Source organism: Rhodococcus sp. ACS1 (genome assembly GCF_002300155.1).
GTDB classification, from domain to species: Bacteria; Actinomycetota; Actinomycetes; order Mycobacteriales; family Mycobacteriaceae; genus Rhodococcus_F; species Rhodococcus_F koreensis.
In genome coordinates, this window is record NZ_NSDZ01000010.1 from 425288 (window position 1) to 437750 (window position 12463).

General features: G+C 68.9%; 13 protein-coding genes and 1 other RNA gene. 6 read left to right on the forward strand and 8 right to left on the reverse strand.

The features are described from left to right. Positions 1-7: 7 nt before the first annotated feature. Entirely contained in the window at positions 8-1258 is a 1251-nt protein-coding gene (locus CJ179_RS40345) for an SLC13 family permease (RefSeq protein ID WP_095865220.1), read from the reverse strand. Between the two features lie 7 nt (positions 1259-1265). Further along, positions 1266-1817, reverse strand: coding sequence for a DUF1697 domain-containing protein (locus CJ179_RS40350; protein ID WP_072945573.1), 552 nt, complete (start codon positions 1815-1817; stop codon positions 1266-1268). Positions 1818-1853: 36 nt separating this feature from the next. Between CJ179_RS40350 and rnpB the strand changes: the two genes are divergently transcribed. Together rnpB and CJ179_RS40360 are read left to right on the forward strand one after the other, a co-directional pair. Continuing rightward, positions 1854-2290: RNase P RNA component class A (gene rnpB / locus CJ179_RS40355), an RNA gene on the forward strand. A 225-nt stretch (positions 2291-2515) separates the two neighbouring features. Then, a complete protein-coding gene (locus tag CJ179_RS40360) occupies positions 2516-3319 on the forward strand; it encodes an alpha/beta fold hydrolase (protein ID WP_072945522.1) in 804 nt (267 codons plus the stop codon). A gap of 59 nt (positions 3320-3378) precedes the next feature. On the opposite strand, the gene CJ179_RS40365 is transcribed toward CJ179_RS40360, so the two are convergent. From CJ179_RS40365 to CJ179_RS40375, 3 genes are read right to left on the reverse strand one after another with little or no spacing between them, the layout of a single operon-like run. Then, positions 3379-4002 carry a LysE family translocator gene (locus tag CJ179_RS40365; protein ID WP_095865221.1) on the reverse strand — a complete coding sequence of 208 codons (624 nt, stop codon included), beginning with the start codon at positions 4000-4002 and terminating at the stop codon, positions 3379-3381. Positions 4003-4024: 22 nt separating this feature from the next. Beyond that, positions 4025-4444 (reverse strand): MaoC/PaaZ C-terminal domain-containing protein, encoded by a 420-nt coding sequence (locus CJ179_RS40370; RefSeq protein WP_072945518.1) that lies wholly within the window; start codon positions 4442-4444, stop codon positions 4025-4027. Next, positions 4441-4887, reverse strand: a complete 447-nt coding sequence (locus CJ179_RS40375; protein WP_072945516.1) for a MaoC family dehydratase N-terminal domain-containing protein — start codon at positions 4885-4887, stop codon at positions 4441-4443. Before CJ179_RS40375 ends, CJ179_RS40370 begins: the two co-directional genes overlap by 4 nt. 393 nt (positions 4888-5280) lie before the next feature. Between CJ179_RS40375 and CJ179_RS40385 the strand changes: the two genes are divergently transcribed. Then, entirely contained in the window at positions 5281-5466 is a 186-nt protein-coding gene (locus tag CJ179_RS40385) for a hypothetical protein (protein WP_072945514.1), read from the forward strand. Between the two features lie 30 nt (positions 5467-5496). Beyond that, on the forward strand, positions 5497-6897 hold the full coding sequence (locus CJ179_RS40390; RefSeq protein ID WP_072945568.1) for an RNB domain-containing ribonuclease: 1401 nt from the start codon (positions 5497-5499) through the stop codon (positions 6895-6897). A 4-nt stretch (positions 6898-6901) separates the two neighbouring features. Here CJ179_RS40390 and pip read toward each other — a convergent pair whose 3' ends face one another. The 3 genes from pip to panB are packed head-to-tail and all read right to left on the reverse strand — an operon-like array spanning position 6902 to position 9246. Then, on the reverse strand, positions 6902-7867 hold the full coding sequence (pip, locus tag CJ179_RS40395) for a prolyl aminopeptidase (protein WP_095865222.1): 966 nt from the start codon (positions 7865-7867) through the stop codon (positions 6902-6904). A gap of 7 nt (positions 7868-7874) precedes the next feature. Next, positions 7875-8336 (reverse strand): hypothetical protein, encoded by a 462-nt coding sequence (locus CJ179_RS40400; protein ID WP_072945510.1) that lies wholly within the window; start codon positions 8334-8336, stop codon positions 7875-7877. Positions 8337-8376: 40 nt separating this feature from the next. Then, positions 8377-9246: a 3-methyl-2-oxobutanoate hydroxymethyltransferase gene (gene panB, locus CJ179_RS40405; RefSeq protein WP_072945509.1), complete on the reverse strand. Its 870-nt coding sequence runs from the start codon at positions 9244-9246 to the stop codon at positions 8377-8379. Positions 9247-9429: 183 nt separating this feature from the next. Between panB and CJ179_RS40410 the strand changes: the two genes are divergently transcribed. Beyond that, positions 9430-10998 (forward strand): alpha/beta hydrolase, encoded by a 1569-nt coding sequence (locus CJ179_RS40410; protein WP_095865223.1) that lies wholly within the window; start codon positions 9430-9432, stop codon positions 10996-10998. A gap of 116 nt (positions 10999-11114) precedes the next feature. Then, entirely contained in the window at positions 11115-12455 is a 1341-nt protein-coding gene (glnA, locus tag CJ179_RS40415) for a type I glutamate--ammonia ligase (protein WP_005247775.1), read from the forward strand. The last annotated feature ends 8 nt before the right edge of the window (positions 12456-12463 follow it).

Here is a 12463-nt window from a genome sequence, read left to right on the forward strand (position 1 = left end):
GTACTTATTAACCGCCGGCGGTTAATAGGTACTCACAGGTCCAGAGGGCAACAACGGCCGCGAGCAGGGTCAGCGGCGTGGTCACCAGCGCGAGAATCGTGAAGGTCCGCAGATCCGCGGGCGATCCGGCTCGCGCTGAGACCCGCCGCCACAGCATGATCGCCAGCGACCCCACGTAGGTGAGGTTGGGGCCGAGGTTCACCCCGAGCAGCATCGCCAGGACGAGGGCGGTCGGCGGGTGGGGTCCGAGCGCCGCCAGCAGGAGCAGTGTGGCGGGGAGGTTGTTCACCAGATTCGCGGCGACCGCCGCGACGACGGCCATCGTGAGCAGGGCCGCGAACGACGTGTCGGTCGGCAGCCGCGAGCCGATCCAGTCCCCGATCGGGCCGTTCGCGACGCCGGCGACGACGACGCCGAGGACCAGGACGAACGCGCAGAACCACACGTCGACCGAATACAGGATGCGGCCGAAGTCGGTGCGGCCGTCGCGCAGCGCGACGACGCCGAGCACGATCGCCCCCGCCGCCGCCACCCATGCCGGCGCGATTCCCACGAAGCCGGACACCGCGAAACCGACGAGCGTCGCGGCGATGATCGACAGTGCGACGGTCGGTGCGGCTGGATCGCGGGCCGGTTCCGGTTCGGCGTCGGGCCGAACCAGGTCGCGGCGGAAGAACATCCGGAACAGGATCAGTTCGACGACGATCGCCACCGCCCAGGGCAGCGCCATGACGGCGGTGAAATGGAGAAAGGTCAACCCCGTCGCGGAAAAGGCGATCAGGTTCGTCAGGTTGGAGACGGGCAGCAGCGTCGACGCCGTGTTCGACAGGTGAGCCGTGGCATACGAATGGGGGCGCGGATCCATCCGCAGCGAGCGGGCCGTCGCGATCACCGCCGGCGTCAGCAGCACCACCGTCGCGTCGAGACTCAGCACTGCCGTGGTGAGTGCCGCGGCCCCGAACACGAGCGTCAGCAACCGCTTCGGATCTCCGCGGGCCCTGCGCCGCAGCCGGGCCGCGATCCAGGTGAACACACCCATCGCGTCCGCGAGGTGCGCGAGGACGAGGATCGCCGCGAGGAACCCGACGGTCGGGGCCATCTCGGTCACTTCGTCCCGGGCCTGCGCCGGCGTCACCAGACCGGTGGCCAGGACGATGACGGCGGCCGGTGCGGCCGCGACGATCTCGGGTAACCGGCGAGGCCGGACGACCGCGAAGACGAGGACCGCGGCGACGAGCGCCACTGCCAGAACAGTCACCGGCGGGTCACTTCAGGAGCTTGAGGAGGGTGCGCAGGTTCCGCGTGGTGGTGAAGGCCTTGAGTTTGGGAGTGCCGGTGCTCTTGCCGAACTTGCTCTTCAGCGTCATGCCCCGTTCCACCTCCCAGTACAGGACACCGTCTCCGGCCTGCACGCGTTCGACCTCCGGGTCCAGGTCGTCCCGGATCCCCAGCAGGGTGTCCAGGACCTCGGGGTCGGGAGTCACCAGCACGTACGGGTGCCAGCCTTCTCGCTCGGGGTCGAACGGGTAGTCGTCGACGATCTTCCGGATCGTGTCGAGGTCGAGGACGAAAACCCAGGCTTCGTAGTGGAAGTCGGCGCGCAGCGCGGATTCGATCTCGCTCTTCAGCGCGGGGACGTCGTCGCGGTCGGAATCGAACAGCACGTTGCCCGACGCGAGGACGGTCTTCACGTTCTCGAATCCCAGCTCGGCGAAGGTGCTGCGAAGGTCGGCCATCTTGATGTTGATGCCGCCCACGTTGATACCGCGCAGGAGGGCGGCGTATCGGGTCATGCTCAGACCATAGTGCGGCGGCATGACACGTTCGCGCGAACTGTAGGCTGATCGGGCGGACGAGTTGGCCGGGCGACCGCGGCACGGGGAACCAGCACATCAGTGCGCAGGCCCCGAGTCGAGGAAAGTCCGGACTCCACAGAGCAGGGCGGTTGTTAACGGCAACCCGAGGTGACTCGCGGGACAGTGCCACAGAAAACAGACCGCCGACGCCACATCCTCCGGGGTGCGGTGTCGGTCAGGGTGAAACGGTGCGGTAAGAGCGCACCAGCACCCCGGGTGACCGGGGTGGCTAGGTAAACCCCGCCCGGAGCAAGGTTGAAGGCCGCATCGGATCCTCCGGGACCCGGTGCGGCTGCGCAGGTGTTCGAGGGCTGCTCGCCCGAGCCTGCGGGTGAACCGCTCGAGGTACCCGGCGACGGTGTGCCCAGATGGATGGTCGCCACCCGGAGCTTCGGCGCCGGGGACAGGATCCGGCTTACACGCCAACTCGTCCGCCTCAATCTTGCGTCTGCGGGATCCGCCGCGTGCGGCTGGAGACCAGGTCACGGCCCTGACTGGCGAGTAACAAACAGACCGGTTAGTGTTTTTCCCGCAGCGGCCCGACTGACCCGAATCGGGGTCGATGCCGGGGCCCGTCGTCCACGTCCGTGGGCGATGGGGCCCCTCGCCGACGGTGCCGGAACAGTAGATGTTACTCATGATAGCGGTAACATCTGCTCATGGACTTGCCTCACGACATCGCCGGTTCCGGCCCCACCCTGGTCCTCGTGCACGGGGTGGTGCATCGCAGGCAGGCCTGGAACGTCCTGCTCGACCAACTGACCCCCTATCGCCGGGTGGTCACCGTCGACCTTCCCGGGCACGGCGAATCGGCGGCACTCGAAGACGGCGCGGACACGATGGACCAACTGGTCGAGGAATTGAGCGGGTTCGTCCGCTCGGTGACGCCTGCCGGGGAACGGCCGCACGTTGCAGGGAATTCGCTCGGCGGCTGGCTCTCGCTCGCCCTCGCCGCCCGCGGCGAGGTCGCCTCGGCCACGGCACTCTCACCGGCAGGCTTCTTCGTCAATCACGCCGATCAGGCCCGCACCATCTACACGTTCCGCGCTCTGCGCGGAGTCACCCGGGCGCTGGGCCCGAACACTCCGAAGGCGTTGCGATACAAAGCCGTCCGCTATCCCACGCTCGCCGCCTTCTTCGCGCGGCCCAGTCGGGTGCGCTACGAGGACGCCGTGATCGACGCGCAGTCGCTGGCCACGAACGCTCTGGTCGACAAGGGGTTGACGGCCTCGTTCGACCTCCCGCCGGTCGTCGACGCGACGGTACCGGTCACCGTGGCGTGGGGGCGGCGGGACCTGATCCTGCCCGTCTACCAAGCGCGACGGGTGCGCAGAGTGTTCCCGCAGGCGCGGATTCTGATCCTGCCCGGCATCGGGCACGTCCCGATGACCGACGACCCGGACCTGATCAGCACGATCCTGCTCGGCGGCAGCGCCGCGAGTTCCAGCGACTCCCCGAACTGACCGCGCTACCGCGCCTCGGTGACAAATCGGCGCTACCGCGCCTCGGTGACAAATCGGCGCTACCGCGCCTCGGCCACGACGATGGCGCCGAAGCCGAAGAGAACGGTTCCGGTGATCCGGTCGAGGACCTTTCGCACCGAAGGCTTCTCCAGCGTGGTGCGTGCGCGGGTCAGCAGGATGCTGTACGCGCCGAGCCAGACGATGCCGAGCAGCCCGTGCACCAGCACCAGCAGGGCCAGGCTCGGGGCGGTCGGCCAGCCGGGCGGGACGAGCTGGGGGAGCAGGCCGGTGTAGAACACCGCGATCTTGGGGTTCAGGAGGTTGGTCAGGAATCCGGCCCGCCAACTCGACCCCGAAGACGGCGCCGGCGCCGGCGCGGACGGGGCGGCGTGGGGGCGCGTCCGGCTGCGCCAGAGGGTGGAGACCCCCAGATACACCAGGTACATCCCGCCGACGATCTTCACGACGGTGTACGCCTCCGCGGAGGCGGCGAGCACGGCACCGAGCCCGACGACGGTCAGCGCGCCCCATACCATCAATCCGGCGACCACGCCGAACGTGGCCCGCAGCGCGGCGCTGCGCCCGCCGGACAGTCCGGCGCGGGTCACCACCGCCATGTCCGGACCGGGAATCACGGTCAGAAGCCCGAGGACCGCGAACGCTGTCACCACCACACCGATCATCGGCCCAGTATGTGGGGTGTGGTCAGCGCAGTGAAATCCACACCTGCGACTTGCCGAGCACGGTGTGCCCGTCGAACGTGACTGTCAGGTCGATCCTCGCGGTGCCCGCGGATTCGTCGACCTCCGCGGCCTTCGCGACGACCTCGACCACCGCGCCCCGGTCCGGGCCGACGATCACCGGCTTGGTGAAGCGCGCGCGGTACCCGGTGACCAGTGCCGGATCGCCGAGCCAGTCGACGACGCACTGCGTCGCCAGTCCCAGTGTGAGCATGCCGTGGGCCAGCACACCGGGCAGGCCCACTGCGTCCGCGATGTCGTCCCGGTAGTGAATGGAGTTGAAGTCACCGGAGGCTCCGGCGTAGCGGACCAGGGATTCCCGGGTCACGTGATACCGGGCCTTGGCGACGGTGTCGCCGAGCAGGATTCGTCGCGGGGAGGTCATTCCTCCCCCCTGACGAACAGTGTCGACGTCATCGTGCTCACGTGATCGCCTGTGGCGTCACGGATCTCGATGTCGGCGACGAGCAGGGTGTGCGGGCCGCGCGAGGTCACGTGCGTCACGGTGAGCACGGCGGAGAGTTCGTCGCCCGCGACGACGGGGCGGTGGGACGTGGCGTGCTCGGTGCTGTGCACCATATTGACCGGCTCGATCCCCGACGTCGGATCGGCGACCAGTTGCGCGAGTGCGCGTTCCTGCACGATGACGGGAAACGTGGGCGGGGCAACGAGATCGGCGTGACCGGCGGCGCGGGCACTGTCGACGTCGAACGACGTCGGGTTGGTGGCGAAGACGGCGCGGGCGAATTCCCTGATCTTCTCGCGGCCCACGAGGTAGGGCTCGGTCGGTGGGTAGACACGACCCTCGATCTCCGGATTCACTCCCATCACGTCAGCCTAGAGACGTGAGGTCCGGTGGGCAGGGCGAAGCGTCACGAATGTGTTGCGGGCGTGCGTGCCCTGATGCAGGGAAACCCCCGCCGGATGCGTCCGGCGAGGGTTTCGGGGTATCGACTGATCGACAACCGTCAGACGGGATCGACCATCAGCAGTTGGGCCCAGTAGGTGGCGCCTTCGGCACCGAGGTAGGGAAGTAGCTGATCAAAAATGATCGTCGACATGCTCGCTCCATTCTCTGTTCGGGCACTGCGCACGGGAAGAACGAGCCATCGGCACCGCACTGACCGGCGCCGGAGACCGTATCACCGGACAGGACTCCGAGGGTAACAGTCTGAGCGTGATCCACAACCCCACACGTCCCACCGGTGCCACACTGAGGACATGACTGACGAAGATCACCTCTGGTACTACAACGTCGAGGACGGCACCGTCACGCAGGGGAAGGCGGCGTCGTCGATGACGCGGATGGGCCCGTATCCCGACCGCGCGTCGGCGGAGAAGGCGCTGCAGATCGCTGCGGAGCGGAACAAGGCGGCGGACCGGGCCGACGAGGAGTGGAACAACTAGCGTTACGGAAAGGGTGTGCGCGAGGTGCCGATGAGTCGTTTCGTTGCGCGCGGAATCGATTTCGGCACCGTGCGCACCGAATTCCACCTGCCGGACGGGTATCCGCCCGCCGCGGTCGCGCAGGCGCGGACGGCGTCCGACCGGTTCGCGTCCGGACGGCAGGACCGCACCGATCTGGCGTTCGTCACCATCGATCCGCCCGATTCGATGGATCTCGATCAGGCGTTGCACCTCGAGCGGACAGCCGACGGGTTCGTCCTGCACTACGCGATCGCGGACGTCGGCGCCGTCGTGGAGCCCGGTGGGGTGCTCGACGTGGAGACCCGCAAACGCGGGCAGACGTTCTACCTCCCCGACGGCAAGGTGCCGCTGCATCCCCAGGAACTCTCGGAGGGATCGGCGAGCCTTCTGCCGGGTGAGGACCGCCCGGCGGTGGTGTGGCGGATCGAACTCGACGAGTCGGCCGAGCCGCTGTCGTGCACCGTGTCCCGTGCCACTGTGCGGTCCGTGGCCCGACTCGAATACTCCGGTGTGCAGGCCGATGCGGAGGCGGGGCGACTGCATCCGTCCATTGCGTCGCTGCCCGAGTTCGGCCGGCTCCGCACGGCGGCGGCGGTGGCGCGCGGAGCCATCGAACTCCGGCTCCCCGAGCAGGAGGTGGTGCCGGACGGCGACAGCTGGCGCGTCGACCTCGCGCCCCGCACCGAGGCCGACGACTGGAACGCCGAGGTCTCACTGCTGACCGGAATGTGTGCGGCCGCCATGATGCTCGACGCGAAGATCGGATTGCTCCGCACTCTGCCGCCTGCCGGGCCGGACGCGGTCGGGGCGCTGCGGCGCACAGCGGCGGCACTCGGGGTCGACTGGCCCGAGAGCGTCGGTGTCGGTGAACTCCTGGCGCGGTTGGACCCGAATTCGGCGTCGACGCTGGTGCTGATGACCGAGGCGCCGTCGCTGCTGCGGGGCGCCGACTACGCGGCGTTCGACGGCACCCTGCCGGAACTGACGGCGCACGCCGCCATCGGCGCCCCCTACGCGCACGTGACCGCGCCGCTGCGCCGGCTCTCGGACCGGTACTCCACGGAGGTGTGCCTGGCCGTGTCCGCCGGAACGCCGGTGCCGTCCTGGGCGCGGGACGCCCTCGGATCGATGCCCGAGATCATGGGCGGCTCGGATTCCCTCGCGAGCAAGATCGACCGGGCCTGCATCGACCTCACCGAGGCGACCGTGCTCGCCGACCGGGTGGGGGAGACGTTCGACGCGACCGTGCTGCGGTCACGGAACGGCAAACGCACCGCGGACGTGTTCGTCCCGTCGGTGTCCGTGATGGCCAAATGTGTCGGCGACCCCGCCGAGGGCGAGCAGGTGAAGATCAGACTCGTCTCCGCCGACGTCGCGAAGCGGACCGTCGAATTCGGTTATCCCGCATAGCGGGTCAGGTGCGGAACCGGTCCGTCGCCTCGACCAGGTGGTGGACGATGCCTGGTTCCATCGCGGAGTGCCCAGCGTCGTCGACGATCTCGAGCCGGGAACCCGGCCACGCCCGGTGCAGCGCCCACGCGCTGGCCGCCGGGCAGACCACGTCGTAGCGGCCCTGCACGATCACGCCCGGAATGCCATCCAGCGCGGCGGCGTCCCGCAGCAGCTGGCCCTCGTCCAGGAATCCGCGATGGTGGAAGTAGTGGTTCTCGATGCGGGCGAAGGCCAGCGCGAACCTCGGCTGGGACGTCTCCACCACCCGTTCCGGTTTGGGGAGCAGCGAACTCGTCGCGCCCTCCCACGTGGACCACGCGACCGCGGCCCTCGTCGCGACGTCGGCGTCGTCGGAGTGCAGGAGCCGGTGATAGGCCTCGACGAGATCCCCGCCCCGCTCCGGCTCCGGCACCGGCGCCAGGAACTCGTCCCACAGTTCGGGGAACAGGTGTCCGGCACCACCGTTGTAGTACCAGTCGATCTCGCTGCGGCGGAGCAGGAAGATGCCGCGCAGCACCAGTTCGGTGACCCGGTGGGGGTGCTGCTGGGCATAGGCGAGTGCCAGCGTGGAGCCCCACGACCCGCCGAAGACCTGCCACCGGTCGATGCCGAGATGCTCACGCAGCAGTTCGATGTCGCCGAGGAGGCGGCCGGTGGTGTTGACCGACAGATCGGCCCCGTCGGCGACGTGGGGTGTGGAACGCCCGCACCCGCGCTGGTCGAGCAGCACGATCCGGTACACCCGCGGGTCGAAGAACTGGCGTTGCGCGGGGTCGGTGCCGCCGCCGGGCCCGCCGTGGAGGAACACGACCGGCTTCCCGTCGGGGTTTCCGCTCTGCTCCCAGTACATCTGCTGGCCGTCGCCGACGTCGAGGTGCCCGAACTGATACGGCTCGAGCGGCGGGTACAGGGTGCGCAACTGGCTCACGTCGGCCTCAGAACCCGATCAGGCCGGACGCCAGATCGGGGATCTCCAGCGCGGTGATCGCCTGCTGCCGGATGTCGGGGCAGGCCGCCGTCGTGATGACGTCGATCCGGGCCCGGTCCTGCAGGAAGTCGAGCGCATTGAGGTTGTTCTTCGCGATCCACGTGCCGACCAGGCCGTTCAATCCGGTCTTCCCGATCGTCGGGGTGTAGGTGCGCCAGCTCTGCAACTGACCCTCGAGGTCGGTGCACAGCTGGGCGGCCTGCGCCTCGGTGACGCCACCCGGCACCAGGGCGGTGCCGGGAACCGCGGTGGTGGCCGGCGGCGGGGGCGCGGTGGTGCCGGGTGCGGGGGCGGGGCCCTGTCCGGCGCACCCTGTGACCAGCGCCGCGGCCGCCACCGTCCCGGCCGCGGCTGCGGCCAGGCGGTGACGACGTCCGAAGCCGTGCACGCGTCGCTGTCCCATGAACATCCCCCTCGAGTGTGTGCCGGCCCGGTGAGTCGAGGACGACCTAGAAGCTGTGCTCTTCCGCCGGAAACGTTCCGGTGCGCACTTCGGCCGCGTAGGCGACGGCCGCGTTGCGCAACTCGTCACCGACGTTACCGAAGCGCTTGACGAACTTCGCCGTCTTGCCACTGGTGTAGCCGGCCATGTCCTGCCACACGAGGACCTGGGCGTCGCATTCGGCGCCCGCTCCGATGCCCACGGTGGGGATGGTGAGCTTGCGGGTGACCTGGCCTGCGATCTCGGCGGGCACCATCTCCATGACGACGGAGAACGCGCCGGCCTCCTGCACGGCGATCGCGTCGGCGACCAACTGCTCGGAGGCGTCGCCGCGGCCCTGCACGCGGAATCCGCCGAGCGAGTTGACGCTCTGCGGGGTGAACCCGACGTGGGCCATGACGGGGATGCCCGCGGCGGTGATCGCGGCGATCTGCGGAGCGACGCGCTCGCCGCCCTCGAGCTTGACCGCGTGGGCCAGCCCCTCCTTCATGAACCGGGTCGCGGACGCGAGGGCCTGCTCCGGCGAGCTTTCGTAGCTGCCGAACGGCAGGTCCGCGACCACGAGGGCGTGCGGCGCTCCGCGGACGACGCCGCGAACGAGGGGCAGGAGTTCGTCGATCGTGACCGGGACGGTGGTCTCGTATCCGTAGACGACGTTGGCGGCCGAGTCGCCGACGAGGAGGACCGGGATTCCGGCCTCTTCGAAGATGCGGGCGCTGGAGTAGTCGTAGGCGGTGAGCATCGACCAGCGTTCGCCCTCGGCCTTCATGGCCTGCAGGTGGTGGATCCGGGTCTTGCGCTTGGGAACGTCGTGCGATGGTGCTGATCCGTAGAGCCGATCTTCTGACGTGCTCGCGGACGACTTGCTATCGGACATCGTTGTCCCTTTCTGGCCTCGAGGCCCTTGACGGGTCCCCGGGTGCGGGTGATGACGCCTACAGTCTGCCACCGGCCGGCGGGGGAGCGAAGGGGTCGCGCGGGTGCAATGGGTCACACCTGCGGTCCGGTCTCTGACCTGCGGGAAGGCCCTTCGCCGCGGAACCCCTGGCACGATCGTCCTATGTCGAAGAGTGCTCGGGTACCGGCCGCGTTCGCGGGGTGCATCGCCGTCGTCCTTGTCGTCGCAGGCTGCGCGGGGGGCGGACAGGGCACCGGTGAGGCCGTCGCCGAACCGTCGGCGGCCGAGGCCGCTCCGGCCGGACCGATCCCCGCCGGGCTCGAGGAGTTCTACACGCAGCAGGTGCAGTGGGGCTCGTGCGACGGGTTCAGCACGGACGGGTCCCCGCTCGGGGACACGCTCGAGTGCGCCGAGGTGACGGTGCCCAACGACTACGCGAATCCCGGCGGGGCCACCGCGCAGATCGCCGTCTCCCGCTCGAAGGCGACCGGCGACAAGATCGGATCGCTGCTCGTGAACCCGGGCGGCCCCGGGGCGTCGGGTATCGGGCTGGCATCCGTGGCCGACGGCACCGCCATCGCCGAGCGGTTCGACGTCATCGGTTTCGATCCGCGCGGCGTCGGCGCGTCCACACCGCAGGTGACCTGCCTGACCCCGGCGGAAGTGGACGCGAGGCGCCAGGACGACGACGTCGACATGAGCCCCGCCGGAATCGCACGAACCGAGGCCGAGAACCGCGACTACGCGGACAAGTGCGCGCAGCGGACCGGTGTCGACGTCCTCGCCCACGTCGGCACGAACGACGTGGTGCGCGACATGGACGTCATCCGGGCGGTGCTCGGCGACGAGAAGCTGAACTACCTCGGCTATTCGTACGGAACCCGGCTCGGCTCTACGTACGCGGAGACGTTCCCCGGCAACGTGCGCGCGATGGTCCTCGACGGCGCCCTCGACCCGGAGCAGGACCCGACGCAGGAGGTGATCCTGCAGGCCGCCGGATTCCAGTCCGCGTTCGACGCGTTCGCCGCGGAGTGCATGCAGCAGAAGGACTGTCCGCTCGGCACCGACCCGGCGCAGGCGAATGCGAGGTTCCGGGCGCTCGTCGACCCGCTGATCGGCAAGCCCGCCGCGACCACCGACCCGCGCGGACTCAGCTACACCGACGCGATCACCGGCGTCCAGCAGGCGCTGTATTCGCCGAACCTCTGGGGCCCGCTCCGCGGCGGGCTGGAGAGCCTGCAGTCGGGGACGGGTGATTCGCTGCTGATGCTGGCGGACCTGTACGAGGGGCGCGCCGACGACGGCACGTATTCCAACCTCAACGACGCATTCAATTCCATCCGCTGCATGGACGATCCGCCCGTCACCGACCGCGCGGTTGTCGGGGAGGCGGACGTGCGGTACCGCCAGGCGGCGCCGTTCCTCGACGACGGTCGCGGCACCGGCAACGCTCCACTGGACGTGTGCGCGTTCTGGCCTGCGCCGAACACGGGCGCGCCGCACACCGTGTCCGCGCCGGGGATCCCGCCGGTCGTCGTCGTGTCGACGACCGAGGATCCGGCGACGCCGTACCAGGCGGGTGTGGATCTGGCGAAGCAGATGAACGGCTCGCTCGTCTCGTACCGGGGCACCCAGCACACCGTCGTCCTCGACGGCGAGGCGTGCGTCGACGACGCCGTCACGGACTATCTCGTCGACCTCGCAGCGCCGCCCGCCGAACTGATGTGCTGACCGGTGCCTGTGACGGGATCGCCCGAGGTGCCCGCACGCTGGCCCGATGCGGAATCCGGAACAGCCGAATCAACGAAGTAACACAGATTTAACGAACTTTGCTTACTCTCGCGGACATGGATCGCCAAAAGGAATTCGTGCTTCGCACCCTCGAAGAGCGCGACATTCGGTTCGTCCGATTGTGGTTCACGGACGTTCTCGGATACCTGAAATCGGTGGCGATCGCCCCCGCGGAACTGGAAGGTGCCTTCGAGGAAGGCATCGGCTTCGACGGATCCGCGATCGAGGGCTTCTCCCGGGTGTCCGAGGCGGACACGGTCGCGAAGCCGGACGCCTCCACCTTCCAGGTGCTGCCGTGGAGTTCGAGCAAGGGGCATCAGCATTCCGCCCGCATGTTCTGCGACATCGCCATGCCGGACGGTTCGCCGTCCTGGGCGGATTCGCGGCACGTGCTGCGCCGCCAGCTGAACAAGGCCAGCGATCTGGGCTTCAGCTGCTACGTGCACCCCGAGATCGAGTTCTTCCTCCTCGAGAACGGGCCGATCGACGGCACCCCGCCGAAGCCCGCCGACTCCGGCGGCTACTTCGACCAGGCCGTGCACGACTCCGCGCCCAACTTCCGCCGCCACGCCATCGACGCGCTCGAGTCGATGGGCATCTCCGTCGAGTTCAGCCACCACGAGGCGGCTCCCGGCCAGCAGGAGATCGACCTGCGGTACGCGGACGCCCTGTCGATGGCCGACAACGTGATGACGTTCCGGTACGTCGTCAAGGAGGTCGCGATCGCCGAGGGCGTGCGCGCCACCTTCATGCCCAAGCCGTTCAGCGATCAGGCCGGCTCGGCGATGCACACCCACATGAGCCTGTTCGAGGGCGACACCAACGCCTTCCACAACCCGGACGACCCGATGCAGCTGTCGGAGACCGGTAAGGCGTTCATCGCCGGCATCCTCGAGCACGCCAACGAGATCAGCGCCGTCACCAACCAGTGGGTGAACTCCTACAAGCGCCTGATCCACGGCGGCGAGGCCCCGACCGCGGCGTCCTGGGGTCCGTCCAACCGGTCGGCGCTGGTCCGCGTCCCGATGTACACGCCGAACAAGGCGTCGTCGCGTCGTGTCGAGATCCGCAGCCCAGATTCGGCCTGCAACCCGTACCTGACGTTCGCGGTACTCCTCGCCGCGGGTCTGCGCGGAATCGAGAAGGGCTACGAACTGCCCCCCGAGGCCGAGGACGACGTGTGGGCGCTGACGTCGGCCGAGCGCCGCGCCATGGGCTACCGGGAGCTGCCCGGCAACCTCGACGGCGCACTGCGCGAGATGGAGAAGTCGGAGCTGGTGGCCGAAGCCCTCGGCGAGCACGTGTTCGACTTCTTCCTGCGCAACAAGCGGCGTGAGTGGGAGGAGTACCGGAGCCACGTGACGCCGTTCGAACTCAAGACGTATCTGGGGCTGTGAGCAAGAGC